General features: G+C 57.7%; 23 protein-coding genes. 13 read left to right on the top strand and 10 right to left on the bottom strand.

Annotated features, from left to right (window positions below; translation table 11 throughout):
• Nucleotides 1–5 precede the first annotated feature (5 nt).
• Complete coding sequence (locus KYK14_RS00340) at nt 6–872, top strand: hypothetical protein (protein ID WP_185283591.1); 867 nt, start codon at nt 6–8, stop codon at nt 870–872.
• Nucleotides 873–964: 92 nt separating this feature from the next.
• Here KYK14_RS00340 and KYK14_RS00335 read toward each other — a convergent pair whose 3' ends face one another.
• A complete protein-coding gene (locus KYK14_RS00335; RefSeq protein WP_185283590.1) occupies nt 965–1,120 on the bottom strand; it encodes a lmo0937 family membrane protein in 156 nt (51 codons plus the stop codon).
• A gap of 356 nt (nt 1,121–1,476) precedes the next feature.
• On the opposite strand from KYK14_RS00335, the gene KYK14_RS00330 reads away from it, so the two are divergent.
• Both KYK14_RS00330 and msrA read left to right on the top strand, forming a co-directional pair.
• A complete protein-coding gene (locus KYK14_RS00330; protein ID WP_185283589.1) occupies nt 1,477–2,367 on the top strand; it encodes a 3-hydroxyacyl-CoA dehydrogenase family protein in 891 nt (296 codons plus the stop codon).
• A 318-nt stretch (nt 2,368–2,685) separates the two neighbouring features.
• Complete coding sequence (gene msrA / locus KYK14_RS00325) at nt 2,686–3,234, top strand: peptide-methionine (S)-S-oxide reductase MsrA (RefSeq protein ID WP_185284245.1); 549 nt, start codon at nt 2,686–2,688, stop codon at nt 3,232–3,234.
• 165 nt (nt 3,235–3,399) lie between these two features.
• On the opposite strand, the gene KYK14_RS00320 is transcribed toward msrA, so the two are convergent.
• Together KYK14_RS00320 and KYK14_RS00315 are read right to left on the bottom strand one after the other, a co-directional pair.
• Complete coding sequence (locus KYK14_RS00320) at nt 3,400–4,230, bottom strand: 2,3,4,5-tetrahydropyridine-2,6-dicarboxylate N-succinyltransferase (protein ID WP_219156109.1); 831 nt, start codon at nt 4,228–4,230, stop codon at nt 3,400–3,402.
• A gap of 105 nt (nt 4,231–4,335) precedes the next feature.
• Nucleotides 4,336–5,844 (bottom strand): M28 family peptidase, encoded by a 1,509-nt coding sequence (locus KYK14_RS00315; protein WP_246601617.1) that lies wholly within the window; start codon nt 5,842–5,844, stop codon nt 4,336–4,338.
• Between the two features lie 172 nt (nt 5,845–6,016).
• Here KYK14_RS00315 and KYK14_RS00310 point away from each other — a divergent pair, with 172 nt between their 5' ends.
• From KYK14_RS00310 to mnmE, 4 genes are all read left to right on the top strand, one after another.
• The gene (locus KYK14_RS00310) at nt 6,017–7,159 is read left to right on the top strand and encodes a glycosyltransferase (RefSeq protein ID WP_219156107.1); all 1,143 of its coding nucleotides are present in this window, start codon (nt 6,017–6,019) and stop codon (nt 7,157–7,159) included.
• 111 nt (nt 7,160–7,270) lie between these two features.
• Nucleotides 7,271–8,272, top strand: a complete 1,002-nt coding sequence (locus tag KYK14_RS00305; protein ID WP_243900142.1) for a 3-oxoacyl-ACP synthase III family protein — start codon at nt 7,271–7,273, stop codon at nt 8,270–8,272.
• A gap of 230 nt (nt 8,273–8,502) precedes the next feature.
• Nucleotides 8,503–9,162 (top strand): metal-dependent transcriptional regulator, encoded by a 660-nt coding sequence (locus KYK14_RS00300; RefSeq protein ID WP_185283586.1) that lies wholly within the window; start codon nt 8,503–8,505, stop codon nt 9,160–9,162.
• A 103-nt stretch (nt 9,163–9,265) separates the two neighbouring features.
• On the top strand, nt 9,266–10,657 hold the full coding sequence (mnmE, locus tag KYK14_RS00295) for a tRNA uridine-5-carboxymethylaminomethyl(34) synthesis GTPase MnmE (protein WP_219156105.1): 1,392 nt from the start codon (nt 9,266–9,268) through the stop codon (nt 10,655–10,657).
• A 4-nt stretch (nt 10,658–10,661) separates the two neighbouring features.
• Here mnmE and KYK14_RS00290 read toward each other — a convergent pair whose 3' ends face one another.
• Nucleotides 10,662–11,543, bottom strand: a complete 882-nt coding sequence (locus KYK14_RS00290) for a hypothetical protein (protein ID WP_219156103.1) — start codon at nt 11,541–11,543, stop codon at nt 10,662–10,664.
• A gap of 88 nt (nt 11,544–11,631) precedes the next feature.
• Here KYK14_RS00290 and KYK14_RS00285 point away from each other — a divergent pair, with 88 nt between their 5' ends.
• The 4 genes from KYK14_RS00285 (at nt 11,632) to KYK14_RS00270 (ending at nt 15,240) form a co-directional block, all read left to right on the top strand.
• Nucleotides 11,632–12,267: a hypothetical protein gene (locus KYK14_RS00285; protein WP_219156101.1), complete on the top strand. Its 636-nt coding sequence runs from the start codon at nt 11,632–11,634 to the stop codon at nt 12,265–12,267.
• Between the two features lie 136 nt (nt 12,268–12,403).
• Nucleotides 12,404–13,282: a helix-turn-helix transcriptional regulator gene (locus tag KYK14_RS00280; protein WP_219156099.1), complete on the top strand. Its 879-nt coding sequence runs from the start codon at nt 12,404–12,406 to the stop codon at nt 13,280–13,282.
• A gap of 133 nt (nt 13,283–13,415) precedes the next feature.
• The gene (locus KYK14_RS00275; RefSeq protein ID WP_219156097.1) at nt 13,416–14,300 is read left to right on the top strand and encodes an NmrA family NAD(P)-binding protein; all 885 of its coding nucleotides are present in this window, start codon (nt 13,416–13,418) and stop codon (nt 14,298–14,300) included.
• 4 nt (nt 14,301–14,304) lie between these two features.
• Nucleotides 14,305–15,240 carry an alpha/beta fold hydrolase gene (locus KYK14_RS00270; protein WP_219156095.1) on the top strand — a complete coding sequence of 312 codons (936 nt, stop codon included), beginning with the start codon at nt 14,305–14,307 and terminating at the stop codon, nt 15,238–15,240.
• Nucleotides 15,241–15,509: 269 nt separating this feature from the next.
• Here the strand turns inward: KYK14_RS00270 and KYK14_RS00265 are convergent, their stop codons facing one another.
• The 3 genes from KYK14_RS00265 to KYK14_RS00255 all read right to left on the bottom strand — a co-directional run bounded on the left by KYK14_RS00265 (nt 15,510) and on the right by KYK14_RS00255 (nt 19,596).
• On the bottom strand, nt 15,510–16,238 hold the full coding sequence (locus KYK14_RS00265; protein ID WP_219156093.1) for an MIP/aquaporin family protein: 729 nt from the start codon (nt 16,236–16,238) through the stop codon (nt 15,510–15,512).
• Nucleotides 16,235–17,773 (bottom strand): glycerol kinase GlpK, encoded by a 1,539-nt coding sequence (gene glpK / locus KYK14_RS00260; protein WP_219156091.1) that lies wholly within the window; start codon nt 17,771–17,773, stop codon nt 16,235–16,237. The genes KYK14_RS00265 and glpK overlap by 4 nt, the downstream gene beginning before the upstream one ends.
• Nucleotides 17,774–17,976: 203 nt before the next feature.
• A complete protein-coding gene (locus tag KYK14_RS00255) occupies nt 17,977–19,596 on the bottom strand; it encodes a glycerol-3-phosphate dehydrogenase/oxidase (RefSeq protein ID WP_219156088.1) in 1,620 nt (539 codons plus the stop codon).
• Nucleotides 19,597–19,849: 253 nt separating this feature from the next.
• Here KYK14_RS00255 and KYK14_RS00250 point away from each other — a divergent pair, with 253 nt between their 5' ends.
• Entirely contained in the window at nt 19,850–20,632 is a 783-nt protein-coding gene (locus KYK14_RS00250) for a DeoR/GlpR family DNA-binding transcription regulator (RefSeq protein ID WP_343217040.1), read from the top strand.
• A 66-nt stretch (nt 20,633–20,698) separates the two neighbouring features.
• On the opposite strand, the gene KYK14_RS00245 is transcribed toward KYK14_RS00250, so the two are convergent.
• Complete coding sequence (locus KYK14_RS00245; RefSeq protein WP_219156086.1) at nt 20,699–21,595, bottom strand: aldo/keto reductase; 897 nt, start codon at nt 21,593–21,595, stop codon at nt 20,699–20,701.
• Between the two features lie 245 nt (nt 21,596–21,840).
• On the opposite strand from KYK14_RS00245, the gene KYK14_RS00240 reads away from it, so the two are divergent.
• Nucleotides 21,841–23,130: a citrate synthase gene (locus KYK14_RS00240; RefSeq protein WP_185283574.1), complete on the top strand. Its 1,290-nt coding sequence runs from the start codon at nt 21,841–21,843 to the stop codon at nt 23,128–23,130.
• Nucleotides 23,131–23,225: 95 nt separating this feature from the next.
• Here KYK14_RS00240 and KYK14_RS00235 read toward each other — a convergent pair whose 3' ends face one another.
• The gene (locus KYK14_RS00235) at nt 23,226–23,588 is read right to left on the bottom strand and encodes a hypothetical protein (RefSeq protein WP_185283573.1); all 363 of its coding nucleotides are present in this window, start codon (nt 23,586–23,588) and stop codon (nt 23,226–23,228) included.
• 324 nt (nt 23,589–23,912) lie between these two features.
• Complete coding sequence (locus KYK14_RS00230) at nt 23,913–24,284, bottom strand: hypothetical protein (RefSeq protein WP_219156084.1); 372 nt, start codon at nt 24,282–24,284, stop codon at nt 23,913–23,915.
• Nucleotides 24,285–24,358: the final 74 nt, after the last annotated feature.

Raw genomic sequence — 24,358 nt, 5'->3', positions numbered from 1 at the left:
TCCGTATGAAAAAGCTTTTGCTCGTGCTGGGCGTGGTGGTAGGGGCCGGTTTGGCTCCTACCCTTTCCCAGGCCCAGACTACCCCCACCCCCGATACCACCCGCACGCAGCAGGCCAAGCCCCAGCTGAACACAGCCCCGCCCGGTGCGCCCGCGCGGCAGGCGCCAGCCCCTACTCCCGCGCCAGCCCGCGGCTACGAGGTAACCACGCCGGCCCCTACCCCGGCTACGCCCACGCCGCAGCCGGGCGTGCCAGCCGACCAGCCCGGCGCGCCCGTATACCGGCCGAACCCCAACAGTCCGTCGGGGTTGGAGTTCCCGCCGGGTAGCCGGGCCAGCGAGCAGCCCAAGCCTTTGCGGCGCTATTTTGTATACAGCAACTTTGGGTTGGGTTACAGCAGTTTCTATGGAGATGGTCAATTTAATATTGGGGTTGCTCCCGCTATTGGCTACCGGGTGTCAGAACGCTTTGCCATTGGGCCGGGTATCAGCTATAGTTACATTAGTGCCAACTATTCGGCCCTAACACAGTCTGTGAATGGCTACCCCGCTAAGATTCACTACCACAACGTCGGAGTGAAAGGGTTTGCACAGTTCATCGTGTACAAGCAATTCTTTCTGCATGGTGAATACGAGGTAACCCAGCTAAATGCAACAGCTACTGATTCAAATGGCAGAATCAGCAAAGGGCATCAGGTAGCCAATACCTTGTTGGGCGGTGCTGGCTACCGCACCCAGCTTGGCGACCGTTTTGCGGCGGACATTGTGATATTATACAACTTCAATGATGGCCTTGATAGTGGCGGGTATCGCAACTCTCCCTACGGGCAGCCCGAAATCCGATTCAACTTCCTGTTCGACATCGGAAAATAGTCTTTCCCGATGCCGAGCAAACACAAAAAGGCCGCTCCCGATATCGGGAGCGGCCTTTTTGTGTTTTCAGACGAGCAGCTTGTGCGCAAATGCTACACAGAGCTGCCGCGGATCAGACGCAGCAATACAGCAATGATGGCAATAACCAGCAGCACGTGAATGATGCTACCGCTTACGAAACCTCCGAAGAAGCTAATGGCCCAAATGATGACCAAAACAACGGCGATGATATACAACAGATTTCCCATGGTGGTGGAGTTAAGTTAGGGATGAATGAAGGGAGAGAGAAACACTAGGCAATCTGTCTGTTCCTGATTGGTAGCAAGAGTAAAACAGGTGCTTGTGGTCTTGTACGGGTACTTTCCCTGGAAGGATATATGCTGAAAAGAAAATTTTTTATTGCGAGAGTGCAACTACTATTTTTTGGCTGCTTGTTCGCCCCTACCATGCCTGCTACCTCCCTACTACAAGGTGGACCGGTATTTCCCGTAATTTAGCGGGCAAAGGAGGCCGGCTCACTCAGCCCTTACAGCAATTACTGCTCTGATGGGCAACTGCTTGACTTACTTGGCTCACCTCATTTTTCCCACCCACTTCTCACACTATGTTGCAAGTTGCCGTTATTGGCTCGGGCACGATGGGCAACGGCATTGCCCACGTTTTTGCCCAGCACGGATTTTCAGTTCATCTGATTGATATCAACCAGCCCGCACTAGACAAGGCGCTGGGCACCATTGGCAAAAACCTCGACCGCCAAGTAGCCAAAGGCACCCTCGCCGAGACCGATAAAACCGATACGCTCGGGCGCATCACCACCTTTACGTCCCTACCCGACGGCGTGCGCAACGCCCAGCTGGTAGTGGAAGCCGCCACCGAAAACGAGGCCCTGAAGCTGCAAATCTTCCGCGACCTAGACCAGCACGCGCCCGCCGAGGCCATTCTGGCCAGCAATACTTCGTCGATTTCCATCACCAAAATTGCGGCCGCCACCCAGCGCCCCCAGCAGGTGATTGGCATGCACTTTATGAACCCCGTGCCGGTGATGAAGCTGGTAGAGGTGATTCGGGGCTACGCTACCTCCGACGAGGTGACGGCGCAGGTGATGGACCTTGCGCGCCAGTTGGAGAAAACGCCCACGGAGGTGAACGACTACCCCGGCTTTGTAGCCAACCGCATTCTGATGCCGATGATCAACGAGGCCATCTATTCGCTGTTTGAGGGCGTGGCTGGCGTAGAGGAAATCGATACGGTGATGAAGCTGGGCATGGCTCACCCCATGGGCCCGCTGCAACTCGCCGACTTTATCGGGTTGGACGTGTGCCTGGCCATTCTGCGGGTACTGCACGACGGCCTGGGCAACCCCAAATACGCGCCCTGCCCCCTACTGGTGAATATGGTAATGGCCGGCCGACTCGGCGTGAAATCGGGCGAAGGCTTCTACACGTGGAGCCATGGCACCAAGGAGCTGGTAGTAGCCGAGCGTTTTCGCAAGTAGCTCGGTCGTGCCGCCTACCCTGTTCAAAAATTTATAGGGTAGGCGGTAGTGGCGCCCGCCCCCAAAATTACAACCCCGGTAAATCTGCCCGGCCCGCCGCCGACGTATACATAGTCGACGGCGGGCCGGGCTATTTTTAAGCTGCATAAAATGAGCCCAATATAGCTTCTGGGCCGTGTAGTTAAACTTTTTTACCTGAAATTTCCTTTCTATCGTATGATCAAGCTGCTTACTACCGCGCTCCTGCTGTTGAGCTTCTGCTACGGCAGCCTCGCCCAAAGCAAAGCGGTTAAACCCTCTACCAAGACAACCAAGAAAATGGAATTAGCAACATTTGGCGCCGGCTGCTTCTGGTGCACCGAGGCCGTTTTTCAGGACCTCGAAGGTGTGGAAAAAGTGGAATCGGGCTATGCCGGCGGGCGCATCGCCAACCCTACCTATAAGGAAGTATGCTCGGGCCTGACAGGCCACGCTGAAGTCATCAACATCACCTACGACCCCGGCAAAATCAGCTTCAAGGAGTTGCTGGAAATATTCTGGAAAACCCACGATCCTACTACCCTCAACCGCCAGGGCAACGACGTGGGCACGCAGTACCGCTCGGTGGTGTACTACCACAACGACGAGCAAAAGCAACTAGCTGAGGAGTATAAGAAGAAGCTCAACGACGCTCACGCTTTCCCCAACCCCGTGGTAACGGAAATTAGCGCTGCGCCTACCTTCTACAAGGCCGAAAACTATCACCAGGACTACTATAACCTGAACGGCACCCAGCCTTATTGCCAGTTTGTAGTGAAACCGAAAGTAGACAAGGTGAAAGCCGTATTTGGCGATAAGCTGAAGAAAACCGCTTCGGCAACTAAGTAGGTCTGAACCACGGATTCGCTCGGATGTTAAGGATTACGCGGATTTTGTGGATCAGTATAAAACAAAAAGAGCTTGCCAAATGGCAAGCTCTTTTTGTTTTGGTTCGGTTGCTTGTGGTCGTACACGAAATCCAGATAATCCTCAACATCTGAGCGAATCCGTGGTTCAGACGGCCACGTTGTGCTCGCGCAAAGCGTCGTTCAACGACGTTTTCAAGTCCGTGCTGGGCTTGCGCTGGCCGATGATGAGGGCGCAAGGCACCTGGTACTCGCCAGCGGGGAACTGCTTGGTGTAGGAACCAGGAATGACCACCGAACGAGCCGGTACCATGCCTTTGTACTCCTTAGGCTCAGAGCCCGTTACGTCGATGATTTTGGTGCTGCCGGTGATGGTAACGCCTGCGCCGATAACGGCTTCTTTGCCGATGTGGCAGCCTTCTACCAGAATGCTACGCGAGCCGATGAAGGCACCGTCTTCCACAATTACCGGAGCGGCTTGCACGGGTTCTAGCACACCGCCAATGCCCACGCCGCCGCTCAGGTGCACGCCCGCGCCAATTTGCGCGCACGAGCCTACCGTGGCCCAGGTATCCACCATGGTGCCCTCGCCTACCCACGCACCGATGTTGGTGTAGCTGGGCATCAGAATAACGCCGGGAGCCAGGTAGGCGCCGTAGCGGGCCGTAGCGGGCGGTACCACGCGCACGCCTTGGCCGGCATAATCGGTCTTGAGGCGCATTTTATCGCGGTACTCGAAGGGCGTCAGCTCGATGGTTTCCATCTGCTGAATGGGGAAGTACAGGATAACGGACTTCTTCACCCAGTCGTTTACCTGCCACTCGCCGTCTTTGCCTTCGATGGGCTGCGCCACGCGCAGACGGCCCTTGTCCAGCTCTTCGATCACAGCGTGAATGGCGTCGGTGGTGGCAGCTTGCTGCAACAGGCTGCGGTCGGCCCAGGCGGCTTCAATGATAGTTTGCAGTTCGGAAGTATTCATATCAATTTTTGAAAACGGAATGAGCGGCAAAACTAGCGCCGGCGGTGGTTATGTTCCCAATGCCCGACCGGAAAACATTCGGGCTGCGGGTTTCCTACCCGTTCCCTACCGCTCCAGTTTAAAGCCTGCTTCCCGCGCCGGGCGCTGGTCGCGGTTGGCTACCTGCCAGCCGGTGAGGTACATCCACTGCGTCATTTTAGTGAGCTTGGGGTAGTCGATACGGCTGGCTTCGTCTTTGGGCGTGTGGTAGTCGATGTGCAGCAGGGAGGTGTACATCACGGCCGGAATGCCCAAGCGGGCGTAGGGCAGGTGGTCGGAGCGGAAGTACCAGCCCTCGGGGTGGGTGGCTTTGTCCCACTCAGTATCGAGCTTGAACTTGGGCCCAGCCTGGTTGGCGGCCAGGGCTATATCCACCAGGTCTTGAGAGTTGCGGTGGGGCGGCGTAGAGCCTAGCAGGGCGGCACTATCGGGGTCGTTGCGGCCCATCATCTCGGCGTTCAGCACGGCCACAATCGACTCCTGCGGCACGGTAGGATTAGCCGAGTAGTAGCGCGAGCCCAGCAAACCCCGCTCCTCGGCGCCGTGGTACACAAACAAGGCCGAGCGACGGGCGGGCTGCTGCTTGAAGGCCCGCATGATAGCCAGCAACGCCGCGCAGCCGGTAGCGTTGTCGTCGGCGCCGTTGTAGATGGAGTCGCCGGCTACGGGGGCGCGGGCGCCGTCGTGGTCTTGGTGGGTGCTGAAGAGCACGTATTCCTTTTTCAGTTGCGCATCGGTGCCGGGCATCTTGGCCACAATGTTCACCGAGGGGTAGGCGAAAGTTTCCACTTTCAGCTCGGTGCTGAACTGCTGGCCGGCTTGCTGCACCCAGCCTAGGGCATTGGCGGGCAGCCACACCACAGGCGTTTGGTCGGCTGGCACCTTCACGTTGGCGTCGCCGGGCAGACCGTAGCGGCCCCGCTCGAAGATGTGGCTCCAGTGGTCGTAAATAGCCTGAGCCTTCTCATCAGACACAAATACCACGGCCACGGCACCTGCCTTGGTTAGCTCGGCGGCCTGGTCGCGCAGTTTGGCAAACAGGTAGCGCCGGTAGCTGATGCCATCGGTGGGCGCCCCGGAAATCTGCAAGGCCACGGCTTTGCCCTTCACGTCTACCTTCCCTACCTCGGCCGGCGTGGCCGTACCCACAAAGACTAATGGGGCCGTGATGCTGGCGTTGGTAGGTGCTACAATCACGGCATCGTGGTTGGGCCGGAGCTGGTGAGAGCCGATGCGGAGCGTGCTGGCGGACGTGAGGCGGGTGCGCTGGAGCTGAAAAAACTGGAAATATGTACCGTCGTCGCCGGCCGGCTCTAGGCCAATGGCGCGTATTTGCTCGGCTATCCAGGCAGAGGCGCGTAGCTCGTCGAGGGTGCCGCCTTCCCTACCCCGGTACTTGTCGTCGGCCAGCACATACAGGTCGCGCTTGATGTCGGCTTCGCGGATGGCGGCTTCGGCTTTGGGAGCTTTGGTGGTCAATTGACGGACTTTTTTCTGGGCTGTGGCAGCGTGTGGGGCCGTGAGCGTGAGGCCTAGCAGCAGGCAGCTCATGGCAGCTTTGTGCGTGATGTTCATGCGGAGGAGAGAATAGATAAATAGATGCGGAAGGCTATGATAGAGAAAAGAAACCAGTTTGTCAGGCTAGGGATTGTCTGAACTACGGATTCAGACTCCTCGCTACGCTCAGAATGACAAATACGCTTACCCTTTCAAACCCGCCCTAAAACCGGCATCTTTGGCCCCAACGATGCCGCCTACTACGATCCTACTTGCCTCCGTCCTTAAGCCCCTCGACGACACCCGTATGTTCGGGAAGTTTGGCCGTACGCTGGCTGAGCGGCTCGGGATACAGGTGCACGTAGCCGGCCGCCGCGCTCCGCACCCACCCGGTGCGCCAACTAACCTGCACACCCACGAGCTGCTGGCCGGCTCGCGCCTGAGTTGGCAGCGCCTAGCCGCGCAGTGGCGCTACTGGCAATTGTTGCGTCAGCTACGACCACAGTTGGTATTCGTGCACGCGCCAGAGCTGCTCCCGCTCACGCGGCTATGGTGCAGCCAGGGTAGGGAGCGTCATTTTATATATGATGTGCGGGAAAACTACGCCCTCAACATCCTGACCCAGCAGGTCTACCCGCATGTACTGCGGCAGCTGCTGGCCAAGTTGGTGCGCCGCATCGAAACGGCAGCGACACGGCGGGCCGCTGCCCTGGTGCTGGCCGAACGCAGCTACGCCGAGGAGCTACCCTTTGCCACACTCAACAACTCGGTTATTCTGGAAAACAAGTACCAGCCGCCACCCAACGAGCCTGCTTCTGCCGCGCCGCACGCCCTACCCATGCTCCCGGCACCGCTGGAACTGCTGTACTCCGGCACCATTTCGGAGCTGAATGGCGTGTTCGACGCCATTGCCTTCACGCACGCATTCAGGCAGGTATGGCCCACGGCCCGCCTCACCATCATCGGCTTTTGCCAGCAGCCGGAGGTGCTGCGCCGCCTGCAACAAGCCGTGACGGCGGCCCCCGAGGCATTGACGCTGCTTGGCGGCGACCAGCTCGTGCCGCACCGCGAGGTGGTTCGGGTCATCCAGCGTAGCCACCTGGGACTGTTGCCCTACCAGCCTCACCCGAGTAGCTGGCGTTGCGTGCCCACTAAACTGTTTGAGTACGCTGCCCACGGCCTCCCCATGCTGCTACCCTACAATGCGCTGTGGCTGGCCGCAACGCAGGCATACACGGCGGCCCTACCCTGCGCAGATTTCGCGCAGCCCAACGCAACCGCTTTAGCAGCCGATCTGCGGGCAACTCGTTTCTACCCTCATGGCATTCCTACGGATGTATTCTGGGCTTCGGAAGCGGCAAAATTGTGGTCCGTAGTAGATGCTATCCGGTAACTACCGACCTTCGCGACCCGTTTGCATAATAGGGTCGGCGTTTTTTTTACCTTCGACCACCTGTTTTCTTTGTTTCGCTGCCCACCCAAACTCTCTCCCCCTATGTCTACTCTGCGTTATTCTGAAATTGCCGGCGTCGGTCACTATGTACCCGAGCGTGTGGTGACCAATGCCGACATTGAACAGCTCATGGAAACCACCGATGCCTGGATTCAGGAGCGCACGGGCATCAAGGAGCGGCGCTGGTTTACGGAAGGCGTAGACACCACCGCCAACATGGGCGCCAAAGCCGCCCGCCGGGCTCTAGAAGCCGCCGGCCTCACCCCCGACGATGTGCAGCTCATCGTGTTTGCTACCCTCTCTCCCGACTACTTTTTCCCTGGCTCGGGGGTGCTGTTGCAGCGCGAGCTGGGTATGAAAGAAGCTACCCCGGCGTTCGACGTGCGCAACCAGTGTTCGGGCTTCATCTACTCGCTTTCCATGGCTGATCAGTTCATCAAGACCGGCATGTATGATACGGTACTGGTGGTAGGCTCCGAAATTCACTCCTCGGGCCTCGATAAATCGACGCGTGGGCGGGCTGTATCCGTTATTTTTGGCGATGGCGCTGGCGCCGTGGTACTGCGTCCCAGCACCCAGGAAGGCCACGGCATCCTGAGCACCCACCTGCACTCCCAGGGCGAGCACGCCGAGGAGCTGATTGTGAAAGAGCCCGGCTCGAACCGCGAAGGCCGCGTAGATTACGCCATTGCCCATGAGCCCGATATGTACCCCTACATGAACGGCCAGAACGTGTTCAAGCACGCTGTAGTGCGCTTTCCGCAGGTCATCAAGGAAGCACTGGACCAGAATGGCATGCAGCCTCAGGACATCGATATGCTGATCCCGCACCAAGCCAACCTGCGCATTACGCAGTACGTGCAGCAGAAAATGGGTTTATCGGACGATAAAATCTTCAGCAACATTCAGCGTTACGGTAATACTACCGCCGCTTCTATTCCAATTGCGCTGAGCGAAGCCGTACAAGAAGGCAAAGTAAAGCGCGGCGATTTGGTTTGCCTGGCTGCCTTCGGCTCCGGCTTCACCTGGGCATCGGCTCTGATTAAGTGGTAAATCATCACCTGTTAGCTTGGCTGTCATCTCGAACCGTACCCTCTGTCATCCTGAGAGGAGCGAAGGACCTTCTCACGCGTGAACGATATTCGTAACAACGACTCGTTCAATTGCCATAAGGTACTTCGCAAGCTCAGGATGACAGAGGGACGGGTTTAAGCTAACAGACAGCCTATAATGACAGAACGAAAACTCACCTTTTCACTATCCCACAATTTCACCATTTCCCCTTGCCTAGCTTCACCGAGGAAAATTACCTAAAGGCCATCTACAAACTCTCTGAAGCCGAGCCCGGTGTGGAGGTCAGCACCAACCGCATTGCGGAGGCGTTGCAAACGCGGGCGGCCTCGGTGACAGACATGCTGCGCCGCCTCGGGGAGAAAGGGTTGCTGGATTACCAGCGCTACCGGGGGGCTACCCTCACCCGCGAGGGTAGGCAGGTGGCCTTGCTCACTATTCGGCGGCACCGGCTGTGGGAAGTGTTTCTAGTCCAAACGCTGGGCTTCAACTGGGACGAGGTGCACGAGGTAGCCGAGGAAATGGAACATTTGCAGTCGCCCTTGCTGCTGCGCCGGCTCGACGAATTCTTGGGCTTCCCCCAACTCGACCCCCACGGCGACCCGATTCCGAGCGAGGATGGCGCCGTGCAGCGCCCCCGCAGCCGCCTAGTAGCCGACCTCACACCCGGCGAGCACGGCACCGTGGTAGCCGTGAAAGACACCTCACCTGCTTTCCTGCGTTACCTAGATAAGGTAGGCCTGAGCCTGGGCGCGCAGCTTGAAGTACTGGATAAGGTAGACTTTGATAATTCGCTTGAAATCAGGGTTAACCAACAGCAAAAAGCATTGATTTCGGCGGAAGTAAGCCGCAATCTGATGGTGACGCAGTAGGGGCAGTGCCCCCTTCTACCCTGTCTGGCGGCACGCTGCCTCCACAATCCGTGTTAGGGTAACATACGTATTTTTACGACCGAATTAGCTTAGATTTTTCTCCGTGGCTGCTTTCCTTCCCCCTACCCTTTCTGATACCATCATTGCCCTGTCGACGCCGCCGGGCGCGGGCGCCATTGCGGTGCTGCGCCTCTCTGGTCCGTCGGCCATTGGCATTACGGACCTAGTGTTTCACGGCCATCAGCTGTCCGACCAGCGCGGCCACACGATGCACTATGGCACCATCCGCGACGAGGGTAGAATTATTGACGAGGTGGTGGTGTCGTTGTTTCGAGGACCGCGCTCCTACACCCGCGAGGATGTGGTGGAAATCAGCTGCCACGGCTCCAACTACATTGTGCAGCAGTTGCTGATGCTGCTGGTGCGCTGCGGCGCCCGGCTAGCCGAGCCCGGCGAGTTCACCAAGCGGGCTTTTCTGCGTGGTGCCCTCGATCTGGCCCAGGCCGAAGCCGTGGCTGACCTCATTGCGGCCGACTCAGCCTTGTCGCACCAGGTAGCTATGCAGCAGATGCGCGGCGGCTTCTCGCGTGAGCTGCGCGACTTGCGGGCGCGGCTGGTGCAGTTTGCCTCGTTGCTGGAACTGGAGCTGGACTTTGGCGAAGAGGACGTAGAATTTGCCGACCGCACCGGTTTGGTGGCATTGAGCCAGGAAGTGCAGACGCTGGTGCGCAAGCTGCTGCGCTCGTTTGAGCTAGGCAACGTCATCAAAAACGGCGTAACCACCGTTATTGCCGGCCGTCCCAACGCGGGCAAGTCTACCCTCCTGAATGCCCTACTGCACGAGGAGCGCGCCATCGTATCGGCCATTGCCGGTACCACTCGCGACCTGATTGAGGATGAGGTAAGCATCGACGGCATCCGCTTCCGCTTTGTGGATACGGCCGGCCTGCGCGACACCACCGACGTGGTGGAATCCATTGGGGTAGAGCGCACTCGCCAGCGCGTATTGCAAGCGGCCGTTGTGTTGTATCTATTTGATATTACGAGCACTTCACCCGCGCAACTTGAAGCAGAGATTGAGGACCTGCGCCTACCCACCGGCGTGCCGGTAGTGGCCGTGGGCAACAAGCTCGACGTGGCTTCCGACGACGAAATCAGCACCTTCAGCGCCCGTCCCGATACCGTGCTTATTGCCGCCTCCCGCGGCGACGGTCTCGACGAGCTCCAAACGGCTTTGCTCGAGCACGTCCGCGGCGCCGGCCTCGACCGCACCGGCAGCAGCACCATCGTCACCAACCTGCGCCACGCCCGCAGCCTCGAAGCCACCATCGTGGCCCTTGATGCGGTGCTGGTAGGCCTTGCCACCGGCGCCGGTACCGAGCTGGTTGCCGCCGACCTGCGCCAGGCCCTAGCTGCGCTGGGCGAAATCACCGGTGAGATTTCCAACGACGACCTGCTGACCAGCATCTTCACGCAGTTTTGTATCGGGAAGTAGTGGCCTACGCCAGTTTGCCTTTTCCAAGGCAAGCGGCGTCGTGTAGTTCAATCACTTGTGCGGCGTCTGGGCACACCTGGCCGCTTCCATATTCACCTACCCACTCACACACGGAGTAAACAGCGCTGCGGTCTGCGTACTCCTGTTCCCATTCTCGTTGCTCTTGCTGCTGCGCGGGCGTGTCGTAGGGGAACACCAACCGGGGACGCTGCCACCCCACGCGCCAAGGCTTCGGACTAAGCCGGGCACGGTAGCAATGCTGTTTCTGACACAGGCGCACGTACGTAGCATCGGTGCGGAACGCGGTGAAGACGGCTTGTGCGGCGGCAGTGTCAGGAGTCAGGAGCTGATGGGTGACCAACAGCCGGAACCCCAACCGGGTGCGGTACACCCGAAAATTCCAGTCGGGGTGCTGGTGCAGCCAAGCCGTGAGGCGCAGTTGCAGCGACTCATCCAAGTCGCGGTATACTGGGGCTGGCGGCGGACTGAAAAGCCGTCGAAAAAACTCGGCTACGCTGAGTGGTGGCGGTGTTGGATAAATTCGCTCCCGTAGGTCTACTGCATCTATATCCAGAAACATAACGGCCAGCGTATTCAGCACGATGCTTCCGTAGTGGTTGCGCGTGAGGGCTCCTACTAATTCGCCCTGCTTGCTGTGTAGGCGCTGTATCAGCTCTTCCCGGAGCGGAGCGCTACCCGTAGGGTATTCGGCCAGCGCCTGGTTGGCCAGCAGACGGGCATGGCGCGTATGCAGGAGCTGCCCAACGGCCTGTTTAGCCGCTGCATCACTGTCGTCGCTGCCGGCGTATGCCGTGAGGTGGTAGGGCAAACCCACCGCATCGGCACAATCGAGGGTGGCGCGTGCCCAATAAGAGTATACTTGCATTTGAAAACGAGGTGAGCCGCCAAGATAACCTACCCAGCCTCATCCTGCCGCTTTCCGTTGACCCTTTTATCACGCATTCCGCCTACCTATGCTTTCTACCCTAAATCCAACTGCCCTACCTGATATAGACGCTCTACGCCGCTTGTGCCAGTCGCTGGCGGTGCTGGATGCCGTTAATGCTCCGGAGCCTGAGTATCGGTATTACACCTACAACCCGGCGTGGGATGAAAGTGAGGAGTTATTTGAAATGGCTGATGGCGAAGGCGACCAGATGCTGGTGCTATTCCGACCGGAAGGCTGCGTCATCAACGGTTTCCTTGCCGACTACGACCAACCCGACAAAGCACAGGTGACCCGCGGCCTACCCGATGCGTTTGATGAGTTCATGTTTGGGGAGCCGGTCAACTCTATTGGCACCACGTTTTGCCTGTGGTACACGCCTGCGCACGGCTGGCAAACCGGCGTAGTAGAAAACGAAGACGATGGCTCCGAGGAGCTATTATTCATCTTCGACCAACAACCTGCTACCTACACCGAGTGGGCCACCGAGTACTACCTCGACGAAACCGACCGGCAGCCCATTGCTGCTGACGCCGTAGCGGCCATTTATCGTCATGAATCACTCACAAAAGACACGGCTCTAGCTATCAACAGCGAACTAGAAGACTGGGCCGAGCTAGAGGCAGACCTACAAGGCATCGGCTACCCCTACAACTTTAGGTAGGCACTAAAGCTGTTTAGGTCTCTAACTGTCAGCTTGATCTGGCGTCCGTTTGCTGAATCGTAATGGTCAGAATGATCTAAAATGACCTGTTAAACAGCTTTGCTATCTACCTGTTTCACGGTATACCTTGCTCCTTATGGCGGCCTTCACTACCCATGTCTACACCTCCGAGCTATACGACCGTCCGGCCCTGACAACCACTCAGGCGCTGGACTGGCCGGGGGTGCGGCTTGAGCGCTATCAGCTGGACGCAATGACCCTACCCGCGCACTACCACGAGCAACACCTCCTACTCGTGCACCAGGGGGAGCAGCCGGTAGTAGCCAGCAGGCGCACTGGCGCGCATGTGGAGGCTGACCAGTTTCGTCGGGGAGATGTCGGTCTATACCCACAGGGAGAGTATGGTCCGTTTGGGTGGGATGGCCCCGCGGACATCATTCATGTGCACTTGGATGCGCAGGCTCTGGAAACACGCGCCCGCCGCGATTTGGACCTCGCGTACTTCGCTTTGCGCGAGCGGTTTCGCAGCGAGGACGGACTATTGGCGCAAGTAGGCCAGCAGTTGCTTGCGGCGGCTGGGCGGGCGCATACCCTGGGTCAGCTTTATGCTGAGTCGTTGGTCACGGCCCTCTCCTACCATTTGATTGAGCACCACGCTACCTTTGAGCGTCGCCTACCGGGGCAGACCCAGGGCCGCCTACCCACGGCAGTTCTGACGCGCATAGACGCGTATCTGGAGGCGCACGCGGAGATACCCATCACGCTGGAAGCGCTGGCTGACTTAGCCAATTTGAGTGTCTTTCACTTCGCCCGCCGCTTCAAGCACACCACTGGCCGCTCGCCCTACCAGTACGTGCTGGATTGGAAAATCCGACAAGCCCGCGCCCTGCTGCGGGCCGGCGAGCTGCCCGTGGCGGCTATTGGCGACGCGCTGGGCTTTGCCTCGCCGGCGCATTTTGCGGCTGCCTTTAAGCGGGCCACGGGTCAGAGTCCGCGTGCGTTTCAGCAGGGCTAGGCTAGCCGCACAAGCGCAAGAATGTGTAAGTAAAGCGCAAGAATCAGGCGTTGGGCCGAGAGAGGGTTGAGGACCTTTGGGGTAGTTAAAGTGGCCGCGGCAAAGCGGCTGTTTCTTCCTCTTCCCTCTTTCTATGAATCCTCTACTTGTAGTGGCCGGCGCGACGGGTAACCTTGGCAGCCGTATTGTAAATGCCCTGCAGCAGCGTGGTGCACATGTGCGGGTGCTGGTGCGCCCCGAAACCAATTCCACCAAAGTTGACAGCCTAACCCAGCAGGGCATCGAGGTGCGCCGCGTCGACTTTGCGGACCTCCCTACCCTCACCCAAGCCTGCACTGGGGCCGACTGCGTGGTGTCGGTGCTGGCGGGTTTGCGAGAAGTCATTGTGGAAGCGCAAACCCAGCTGCTTCAGGCAGCCGTAGCAGCCGACGTGCCTCGTTTCATTCCCTCTGATTTTTGCAGCGACTACACCCAGCAGGCTCCCGGCGCGAACCGCAATTTTGATCTGCGGCGCGAGTTTCAGAGCCGCCTCGACCAAGCCCCTATCGCCGCTACGTCTATCCTCAACGGGGCCTTCGCTGAAGTACTGACCTACAACATTCCCCTGTTCGACTTTCGGCAGCAGCAGGTTGGCTATTGGGAAGATGCCGACTGGCACATCGACTTTACGACGATGGATGACACGGCCGCTTTCACAGCCGCCGCCGCGCTGGATCCCACTACGCCCCGTTTTCTGCGCATCGCCAGCTTTCAGCCCAGCCCCCGCGAGCTGGTTACCCTCGCCCAGCAGGCCGGTCGGGGAAATTTCACCCTAACACAGCTAGGCTCTCGGGCTGATTTAGCTGCGGCCATTCAGCACGTGCGGGCGGCCAACCCCGCCGGCGAGCAGCAGCTATACGCCGACTGGCAGCAAATGCAGTACCTGCTCAGCATGTTCAGTGTGCAGAACCACCTCCTCGACAACGCCCGCTATCCAGACCTCACCTGGACCTCTCCCCTTACCTTCTTAACGAACTGATTTTATGCAACCTGACACCTCTTCTACCCTAGGTGCTTACTCCGACGAGGCACTGATTCAGCGCTTGCCCGGCTTTACCAACCACTACGCAACCGTGAACGGGGTGCGGCTTCATTATGTGGAGGGTGGCAGTGGTCCGGCCCTTATCTGCCTGCCGGGCTGGCCGCAAACCTGGTACTCCTACCACCCCATTGCCGCCGAGCTAGCCCAACACTACCGGGTCATCATCGTGGACATTCGCGGCATGGGCAGCTCCGGGAAGCCTGCCACCGGCTACGACAAAAAGACGATGGCGCAGGATATCTACGCTCTCCTGCGCCACCTGAACATAGAAAAAGCCTCCCTACTCGGCCACGATATCGGCGGCATGGTTGCCAGCAGCTTCGGCTTTAACTACCCGCAGGCAACGGAAAAACTTATTCTGGCCGATGGCGCCCATCCCAGCGAAGGCATGCGGCAGATGCCGCTGCTACCGGCTCCCGGCGCTTTCAACGATAAAATGGATGGGCAGCAGCCCTACGTTTGGTGGATGGCCTTCAACCAGGTGAAAGAGCTGCCCGAACAGCTTCTGGCCGGACGTTTCCACTACCTGCTAGACTACCTTTTCCGCTACGTGATGTTGGACGAGCGGCAAATGTCGGCCTTTGATCGGGAGGTGTATGCGGCCGTGTATAACCAGCCCGAAAACATTCGGGCTGCCAATGCCTGGTACCAGGCGCTAAACCAGGATATTGCCGACGCCAACACCTACGAGCGCCTCACGATGCCGGTGCTGGGTATCGGCAGCAACGTATCATTCAACTACTTGCAAATGAGCTTACCATACATGGCCGAAAACGTGGAAGTGGTGGGCATTCTGGACAGCGGCCACTACATGTATGAGGAAAAGCCAGCGCAGGTAGTAGACGCCGTGTTACGCTTCCTGAAACACGCTGGTTAAGATCTTTGGATCTTTTACTACTGGCGCGAGTTTAGCGCAGCGTAACTCGTGCCCGCTAAGACGTGGAGGCTGCGCCTCCATTGCCGCGCTAGCGGCAAGCCGGAGCCGCACCGCCAAACAAACTGCTTGAATTAGCAAAAGCGCTATTGGAAATGGTGTAGAGACGCATACTTGCGTCTCGTCGTTGAACGGTTTAGGCGACAGACGTTCAACGACGAGACGCAAGTATGCGTCTCTACACCATTTCCAATAGCCAAATACCTTACCACCTACCCCAGCCACCCATACAGCACAGCAGCCAGCACCGCTCCGATGAATGGCCCTACCACCGGAATCCAGGCATAGGACCACTCGCTAGAGCCTTTGCCCTTGATGGGTAGCAGGGCGTGCGCGATGCGGGGTCCCAGGTCGCGGGCCGGGTTGATGGCGTAGCCCGTAGTACCGCCCAGGCCCAGCCCCACTACCCACACCAGCAGCGCCACCGGCAATGCCCCTACCGAGCCCAACCCAATGGGCGTATGGGTAGGCGTGATTTCACCACCTACAATGTAGAAGATGGTGAGCACCAGCACCAATGTACCTAGGATTTCGCTGCACAGGTTGCTGACGTGGTTGCGAATGGCCGGGCCAGTGGCAAACACCGCCAGCTTGGCCAGCGGGTCGGGCGTACGGTCGAAGTGGTCTTTGTACATCACCCATACCAACGTGTTACCCACAAAGGCGCCTGCCAACTGTGCCCCGACGTAGGGCAGCACCTGCGACCAGCCAAACTTACCAGCTACGGCCAAGCCCAGCGTCACGGCGGGGTTCAGGTGGGCACCGCTGCTGGGGCCGGCAATCACTACCCCTACAAATACCGCCAGGGCCCAGGCCGTGCTAATAACTATCCAGCCGCTGTTGTGGCCTTTCGTGTCGTTCAGCACCACGTTGGCCACTGCCCCATTGCCGAGTAGAAGCAGCACAGCGGTTCCCACAAACTCTGCTACGAAAGGGCTCATTTGGCGGTGGTTTCTGGTGTGGCCTCTGTTTTCACGGGATGCGCGCCCTCCGACCACACTTGCAGGGCCTGCACGGCCCGGTTCCAGTTGGCAATACCGTCCTCAATGGTAGCGCGGTTGGGCTTGGGCGTATACGAAGTATCGGCCTGCCCCAACGCTTTTATCTCCTCTACGCTTTGCCAGTACCCCACGGCCAGCCCGGCCAGGTAGGCGGCGCCCAGGGCGGTGGTTTCGGCCATGCGGGGGCGCACTACGCTTGTGTTCAGCACATCGGCCAGAAACTGCATGAGTAGCTCGTTGCTGGTGGCGCCGCCATCTACGCGCAGCGCAGTAATGGGCAGCTCCGCATCGGCCTGCATGGCTTGTAGCACATCCATTGTCTGGTAGGCAATGGCCTCCACAGCGGCGCGGGCTACGTGTGCCGCCTTCGTGGCCCGGCTCATTCCGAAGATGACGCCCCGTGCGTAGGGGTCCCAGTAGGGCGCGCCCAGCCCGGCAAATGCCGGCACGAAATACACGCCATCGGTGCTACTCACTTGGCGGGCCAGTTGCTCTACCTCAGCTGAGGTTTTGATGATGCCCAGGTTGTCGCGCAGCCATTGCACCACGGCGCCGGCAATGAAAATACTACCCTCCAGCGCATACTGCACCTGCCCGTTTATTTGCCAGGCCACCGTAGTGAGTAGGTTGTTTTGCGACGCCTTGGGCTCCGTACCGATGTTCATTAGCATGAAGCAGCCGGTGCCGTAGGTGCTTTTCACCATGCCCGGCGCGGTGCACAACTGCCCAAACAGCGCGGCCTGCTGGTCGCCGGCAATGCCAGCAATGGGAATCTTAGAGGCAAAAATGGTGGTCTTGGTTTCGCCGTACACCTCGCTCGACTGCCGCACCTCGGGCAACATGCTGCGCGGAATATCGAACAGCGCCAGCAGCTCGTCGTCCCAGGCCAGGGAGTGGATGTTGAACAACATGGTGCGCGAGGCGTTGGTAACGTCCGTGACGTGCAGTTCACCTTGGGTGAAGTTCCAGATCAGCCAGCTATCCACCGTACCGAAGGCTAGCTTGCCGGCCTCCGCCTTTTTACGGGCGCCCTTCACGTTATCGAGAATCCAGCCCACTTTGCTGGCCGAGAAATAGGCATCCAGCAATAAACCGGTTTTCGAGCGAATCAGGTCTTCCCTACCCTCCGCGCGCAGTTCATCGCAGTAGGCAGCCGTGCGCCGGTCTTGCCATACAATGGCGTTGTAAACCGGCTTGCCGGTTTTGCGGTTCCAGACCACCACCGTTTCGCGCTGGTTGGTGATGCCGAGTGCCGCGATGCTCTTGCCATTCTGCCCTGCCTTCACGGTAGCCTCCGCCGCCACGCCCGCCTGCGTCGACCAGATTTCCAACGGGTCGTGCTCCACCCAGCCCGGCTTCGGAAAGATCTGCGTGAACTCCTTCTGCGCCTGCGACACAATGTGACCTTTCTGGTCGAAAAGAATAGCGCGGGAGCTGGTTGTGCCTTGGTCGAGTGAGAGAATGTATTGCTGCATAGGGGAATTTATTGGATGGCAGGAAGTTGCGGAAAATTGCGGGTTTTAACACGTCTAATAAGATAGAGACGACAGCCAACTACACCGATAGGGCGTCATGCTGAGCTTGTCGAAGCATCTCGCGTGCTGACGACAGATAATATCCCACATCAGCACGCGAGATGCTTCGACAAGCTCAGCATGACGAACCGAAAAATGGATACTCAGGATTCTTCAGCCACAGGCCGCGGCTGGCTTTGCAGCACATAATGCTGCGCTACCTTGCCAAAAGCAGCTACCTGCTCCTGTTCCCAGCGGGCGTCGTGCCCCAGCTCGCGGGCCAGCAGGGCAGCCACTTCCGGCGCCATTCTGATAGCGGCCTGCGCATCCAGAAACAACACCCGTACACGGCGCGCCAGTACGTCTTCCACGGTGCGCGCCAGCTCGTAGCGAGCGGCCCACACCACTTCGGCCTTCAAGAATTCCAGGGTAGGGTCTAGCTTTTCGCCCAGACTCGGCTCGGTGGCAATCAGCTGCTGCAAAGCGGGTTGGTCGGAGCCATACACGTAGAGGTGGTTGCTGCGGTCGGTGGTAGCCAGGGCACCGTGGATGGGCATGTGCGCCGTCTGGCTTTTTGCTTTTGGCAGCTTGCCTAGGGCAATAGCCTTATCCACCGTATCCTGGCCCATGCGGCGGTAGGTGGTCCACTTGCCACCCGTGATGGTAATGAGGACGGCATCGGACACCAGAATCTTGTGGCTGCGGGAGATTTCCTTGGTCTTCTCCGAGCCATCTTGTGGGGCTGCCAGGGGCCGCAGGCCGGCAAAAACGCTCAGGGCATCGCTCCGTTTGGGCGGGCGCGCCAGGTAGCGGGCGGCAGTACGCAGAATGAAGTCGATTTCCTCTTCCAGCGCCTGGGGCTCCTGGCTGTACTCGTTTAGGGGCGTATCGGTGGTGCCCAGCACCACACGCTCGTGCCACGGCACGGCAAACAGCACGCGGCCGTCGTCGGTCTTCGGAATCATGATGGCGTCATTGCCGGGCAGGAACGACTTGTCGAGCACGATGTGCACGCCCTGGCTGGGACGCACCAGCTTTTTGGCGCCGGGCTGGTCCATTTGCAGGATTTCATCGACAAAGATGCCGGTGGCATTCACCACGGCTTTGGCCGTTAGCTCGTACACGCGCCCCGTTTCCTGGTCGGCGGCTACTACCCCGGCTACTTTGCCCTGCGCGTCTTTCAGCAGGTTGCGCACCTCGAAATGGTTGAGCAGCGTGCCGCCTTGCTCAATGGCCGTTTGCGCCAAATTCACGGCTAGGCGGGCATCGTCAAACTGCCCATCGTGGTAGAGCACGCCGCCTCTCAGGCCGTCGGTTTTGATGTTGCCCAGGCGCCGGACGGTTTCTTTTTTATTGAGATACTTGGAAGCGCCCAGGCTCAGCTTCCCGGCCAGCAGGTCGTACATCGTCAGGCCGATGGTGTAGAAGGCCCCACCCCACCACTCGTAGTTGGGAATGATAAAATCCTGATTTTTGACCAAGTGAGGGGCATTTTTCAGCAGCAGCCCTCGCTCGTAGAGGGCCTCACGCACCAGGCCAATATCGCCTTGCGCTAGGTAGCGCACGCCGCCGTGTACCAGCTTCGTGCTGCGGCTGCTAGTGCCCTTGGCATAGTCTACTTGTTCGAGTAGCAAGGTTTTGTAGCCCCGGCTAATGCCGTCAAGCGCTACGCCTAAGCCCGTAGCACCGCCTCCAATCACAATCAGGTCCCAGGTGGGCTGGCTGGTCAACTGCTGAATGAGGGTCTCCCGCTGGAAACTACGCTCGGTTACTTGCTTGCCCATATTTTCGTTTTGTTACTTTAATTTTCAATATCAATATAAAAATAACAAAACGAAACTTACAAACGAAACAAAATAACGCAACAGCTTTATTGATTACAGGTAGTCACATCATACTACCCTATTTATCAATTACTTAATACGAATATTCATCCCGAAGCGATACCGTAAACTTATTGCTCATCTTCCTACTATCTCATTGTAACCGAAACACAACAGCTAGAAAGAGTATAAAAGAAGACAGCTCCACGAAAAATTGGATACATTTACTCTGATGAACCCCAGCATGAAAAGGCACCAGCTCATTTTGCAGCAGTTGCAGGAGCATAAGCACGTAGAAGTACCCGCGCTGTGTGAGGTGCTAAATGTGTCGGCCGTGACAATCCGTAAGGATCTGAAACTACTTGAAGAAAAAGGATTGCTGTTTCGTACCCACGGCGGCGCGGCTCTGGAGAGTCCGTATATCAAGGACCGGCCTGTGAACGAGAAGGAGTTGCTGAACGTGACCGAGAAAACGGTCATTGTGTCGGCCGCTGCCCGTCTCATTGAGGCGCAGGAGTCGGTTATTATTGCCTCGGGCACCACCATGCTGGCGCTGGCCCGCGCCCTACCCGCCCAGTTGCCGCTCACCGTTATTACCTCGGCCCTGAACGTGGGCATGGAGCTGTTGCGCCACCCCGAAATAGAGGTGTTGCAGCTTGGCGGCTACCTACGGCACAGTTCATCGTCGGTGACGGGACCGTACGCCGAGCAGGTGCTAGCCGATACTTCGTGCAGCAAGCTCTTCCTAGGCATCGACGGTATCGACCTGGATTTTGGCCTGACTACCACCAACATGGGCGAGGCCCGCCTGAACCAGCAGATGATTCGGGCGGCGCAGGAAACCATTGTGCTGGCCGACTCCTCGAAGTTCGGCCGCCGCGGCTTCGGCCGTATCTGTGGCCTCGACCAGGTGCACCGCATCATTACCGACGCTGGTATCTCTCACCACGATGCCAAACGGCTGGAAGAGCAAGGCATCCTGCTGACTGTGGTATAGACATCCCAAAAGCAACCCGAACGAAATACCCTCGTCAGGGCTTCAAGCCCTGACGAGGGTAGCCGGCTACCGGTGCTGCTCGTATTGCTTGCTTTCCAGCACCTGCTCTAGCCTTTGTCGCCCCTCAGAAGGTAGGGAGGCAAACGCTTCTATACGAAGCGCCTCCGCCAGTTGCTCCGCCGTTCGGATGCCCACAACAGCTGATGCTACCCCCGGCGCCTCCAGAACAAAGCGCGCAGCAACCTGCGCCGCGGAGACATTCAGTTCGCTGGCCGTAGCGCGCACGGCCGTAGCCATGGCGCCTACCTCTTTCGCCGAATACCCCAAATAGTCTTTCGCGGGCTTATCCAGCAGCAGTCCTTGCGCGTAGCTGCCGCGCACCAGCACACTAATAGACTGCTCGTGCAGCAGCTTCAGGGTTTCTTCCTCCGGCCGACGGTCGAGGAGGCTGTATTGGGTCATCACGCTCACCATGGCAGACCGCTGCACGTACTCGCGGATGACATTGGGGCGGATAGACGAAATGCCATAGTAGCGAATTTTGCCTTCTTGTTGCAGTTGCTCAAAGGCCGCGATAGTATCGTCGATGGGGTCGTCGAGGGTACCGCCGTGGAGCTGGTAGAGGTCGATGTAGTCGGTTTGGAGGCGGCGCAGGCTCTGCTCTACAGCCTGTAGGATGTAGGCTTTGCTGGCATTCCAGGCGGTGCTGCCGTCGGGTAATAGTTGGTTGCCGACCTTTGTGGCCAGCAGCACATTGGAGCGCCGCCCTTTAAAGGCTTTGCCGACGGAAACTTCATTTTCACCTTTTTGGTAGAGGTCGGCCGTATCAAAGTAGTTGATGCCCTGGTCGAACGCCTGGTGCAGCAGGCGGGCGTTGGCGGCGTGGTCGTCTTGCAAAGACATGCAGCCGTAGCTGATTTCGCTGGCCTGTAAGTCGGATTTACCTAGTTGGTTGTATTTCATGCGGAGGCGTTTGGTAATAGAGACGCAGGTTTGCGCCACGGCGTTACGGCACAGGCAATAGGAGTGCAACCCGTAACAGGAAATTAGACGGAGGCACCTTCTATTTCTTGTTTAGTTTCCCTTTGGTTCGCGCCTGAACAACACAACGTCTGTGTTTGTAGTATAGCAGACAATTGGCCGCTAATCTTTCCTGCTTACCGGTAATTCTTTAGCTTCGCCCCGGAACCCACCTCTAACCACTACTTATGGCAGAGTCTGCTGAGATTATTCTCGAAGGGAAATCATTTTCTTTCCCCACTATTGAAGGCACTGAGCATGAAAAGGCAATTGACATTGCTAAGCTCCGCGACCAAACCGGCTACGTCACTATTGATCCGGGCTACAAGAACACCGGTGCCACGAAGAGCGCCATCACGTTCCTCGACGGCGAGGAAGGCATTCTGCGCTACCGCGGCTACCCCATTGAGCAACTGGCTGAGCAGTCTAGCTTCCTGGAAGTGGCCTATCTGCTGATTTATGGCTCCCTACCCACCCAGAGCGAGCTAGATGCATTCAGCAACCGCATCACCAAGCATACGCTGGTGCACGAGGATATCCGCAAGATCTTCTCCGGCTTCCCCAGCAGCACGCACCCCATGGCCATCCTCAGCAGCATCACCTGTGCGCTGACTGGTTTCTACCCCGAGAGCATCGACCCCAACCAGACCAAGGAACAGGTAGACCTGACCATTGTGCGCTTGCTGGCTAAAATGCCCACCATTGCGGCCTGGACTTACAAAAACTCCATCGGGCACCCGCTTAGCTACCCCCGCAACGACCTCGACTACTGCGCCAACTTCCTCCACATGATGTTTGGCTACCCCACGGAGAAGTACGAGGTGAACCCGGTGGTGGTGCGCGCCCTCAACAAGCTGCTCATCCTGCACGCCGACCACGAGCAGAACTGCTCTACGTCTACCGTGCGCCTAGTAGGCTCGTCCAACGCGTCGCTCTACGGCTCGGTTTCGGCTGGTATCAACGCCCTGTGGGGCCCGCTGCACGGCGGCGCCAACCAAGAGGTGATTGAGATGCTGGAGGCCATTGAGCGCGATGGTGGCGACACTAGCAAGTTCATTGCGAAGGCCAAGGACAAGGAAGACCCCTTCCGCCTGATGGGCTTCGGCCACCGCGTGTACAAGAACTTCGACCCGCGCGCCAAGATTATCAAGAAGGCTGCCGATGAGGTGTTGCAGGAACTAGGCGTTACGAATAGCCCCCTGCTGAAAATCGCCAAGGAGCTGGAAGAAGCCGCCCTCACCGATCAATACTTCGTTGATCGTAAGCTCTATCCAAACGTGGACTTCTACTCGGGCATCATCTACAAAGCCCTGGGTATTCCGTCGGAAATGTTCACGGTGCTGTTTGCCCTGGGCCGCCTACCCGGCTGGATTGCCCAATGGAAGGAGATGCGCGAGAACAAGGAGCCCATCGGCCGTCCGCGCCAGATCTATGTGGGCGAGCGGGAGCGCGACTACGTTGGCATCGAGCAGCGCTAAGCTGCCTCTTATTACCCGCTACACAAAAAGCCCGCTGTAAAGCGGGCTTTTTTCGTGTACTCCAGTGAAGTAGCTGTTGTATCGATAGCAGGCGATTAACGTAGATTCACGGCTGTCATCGACGCTTTGGCTTCTCTGTAGGCAACCATCTGGCGGGGCCACAGGATAGCGGCCAAATCCCACTCGTAGTGGTCCTGGATTTCGGCCATCTGCTTGTCAACGGCTTCTGCATCCATGGTGCGCTGTTTTTTCAGGGTTTCCACGGCCGTCAGCATCTGCAGGTTCAGTCGCTTCACTTTCAGGTACTGGCCTTCGTTGAGGTGCGTTTTAGCCGCAATCTGCTGGGTCATGGTTTTGGCACGAGTTGCCAGAGGCGAATCGCCGGGACCACCAGCTACTACAGAAGTCGTGCTGAACAGAGCGAATACGGCGAGTAGAATGTAGGATTTCGTTTTCATGGTTGATATTGGGTAGAAGGTGGAAAGATGAACTGTATTACAGGAATGAGACAATGGAAAAAGTTAACTGGTGGCAGCACTGGCGATACATAGACCGGCTAGTGAGGCAAAACATAATTATAATCGAATATAATACTATTTATCAATAAAGTGCAACATAAAATTATTATATTTTTCTGATAACTATCACTTAACTAATCTACAGCTGCATTCCTATTCGTTTTTGCATTGCTCAGCTCTGCGCTGATAGAAGTAGAAACGCATGATAATTGTATTGCTACCGTAAGAGGGACGACGAAGAATTGTCTTTTCAGCTCAGCGAAGCTACTCGGCGCGGAAGGCCATACGAGTATTTTCGAGGTGATGGTAGATTTGCTGCTGGGCAGGATACAGTAGGGCCAGCATCTCGCTTTCGTATTGCGCCTGCATAGCCGAAGCGTTTTCATCCAGCGCCGATATAGCAGTGCTACCCTCCTGTTTAAGCGCTTCCATCTCCGTAAGCCACCGAACATTCAGTTGCTTTAACTTTAGATACTGGCCTTCATCGAGGCGCATCTTGGTGGCCATGGCCCGAGTGAGTACTACCGCCCGCTGCTGAATGGTAGCTTTTTCATCGGGTTCTAGATGGCTTCCTTTAGCCAGGCTGCTTGAGTACAATCCTAGTAGCAAGGCGGCGGTTAAGTATGCTTTTTTCATGCTCGTGATAAGTGAAAGAGTGAAAATTAACGGATACAACTATGTATTGACATTGTGTTCTATATGGCTAAATC

Origin of the sequence: Hymenobacter profundi, from assembly GCF_019334315.1 — a bacterium.
GTDB lineage: Bacteria > Bacteroidota > Bacteroidia > Cytophagales > Hymenobacteraceae > Hymenobacter > Hymenobacter profundi.
Note: the sequence above shows the minus strand (reverse complement) of the source record. Positions and strands in the feature narration are given on the sequence as shown.

Coding starts and splice junctions, on each gene's coding strand:
- KYK14_RS00340 (WP_185283591.1), top strand. CDS start 6: ATGAAAAAGCTTTTGCTCGTGCTGGGCGTGGTGGTAGGGGCCGGTTTG.
- KYK14_RS00335 (WP_185283590.1), bottom strand. CDS start 1,120: ATGGGAAATCTGTTGTATATCATCGCCGTTGTTTTGGTCATCATTTGG.
- KYK14_RS00330 (WP_185283589.1), top strand. CDS start 1,477: ATGTTGCAAGTTGCCGTTATTGGCTCGGGCACGATGGGCAACGGCATT.
- msrA (WP_185284245.1), top strand. CDS start 2,686: ATGGAATTAGCAACATTTGGCGCCGGCTGCTTCTGGTGCACCGAGGCC.
- KYK14_RS00320 (WP_219156109.1), bottom strand. CDS start 4,230: ATGAATACTTCCGAACTGCAAACTATCATTGAAGCCGCCTGGGCCGAC.
- KYK14_RS00315 (WP_246601617.1), bottom strand. CDS start 5,844: ATGAACATCACGCACAAAGCTGCCATGAGCTGCCTGCTGCTAGGCCTC.
- KYK14_RS00310 (WP_219156107.1), top strand. CDS start 6,017: ATGCCGCCTACTACGATCCTACTTGCCTCCGTCCTTAAGCCCCTCGAC.
- KYK14_RS00290 (WP_219156103.1), bottom strand. CDS start 11,543: ATGCAAGTATACTCTTATTGGGCACGCGCCACCCTCGATTGTGCCGAT.
- KYK14_RS00285 (WP_219156101.1), top strand. CDS start 11,632: ATGCTTTCTACCCTAAATCCAACTGCCCTACCTGATATAGACGCTCTA.
- KYK14_RS00280 (WP_219156099.1), top strand. CDS start 12,404: ATGGCGGCCTTCACTACCCATGTCTACACCTCCGAGCTATACGACCGT.
- KYK14_RS00275 (WP_219156097.1), top strand. CDS start 13,416: ATGAATCCTCTACTTGTAGTGGCCGGCGCGACGGGTAACCTTGGCAGC.
- KYK14_RS00270 (WP_219156095.1), top strand. CDS start 14,305: ATGCAACCTGACACCTCTTCTACCCTAGGTGCTTACTCCGACGAGGCA.
- KYK14_RS00265 (WP_219156093.1), bottom strand. CDS start 16,238: ATGAGCCCTTTCGTAGCAGAGTTTGTGGGAACCGCTGTGCTGCTTCTA.
- glpK (WP_219156091.1), bottom strand. CDS start 17,773: ATGCAGCAATACATTCTCTCACTCGACCAAGGCACAACCAGCTCCCGC.
- KYK14_RS00255 (WP_219156088.1), bottom strand. CDS start 19,596: ATGGGCAAGCAAGTAACCGAGCGTAGTTTCCAGCGGGAGACCCTCATT.
- KYK14_RS00245 (WP_219156086.1), bottom strand. CDS start 21,595: ATGAAATACAACCAACTAGGTAAATCCGACTTACAGGCCAGCGAAATC.
- KYK14_RS00240 (WP_185283574.1), top strand. CDS start 21,841: ATGGCAGAGTCTGCTGAGATTATTCTCGAAGGGAAATCATTTTCTTTC.
- KYK14_RS00235 (WP_185283573.1), bottom strand. CDS start 23,588: ATGAAAACGAAATCCTACATTCTACTCGCCGTATTCGCTCTGTTCAGC.
- KYK14_RS00230 (WP_219156084.1), bottom strand. CDS start 24,284: ATGAAAAAAGCATACTTAACCGCCGCCTTGCTACTAGGATTGTACTCA.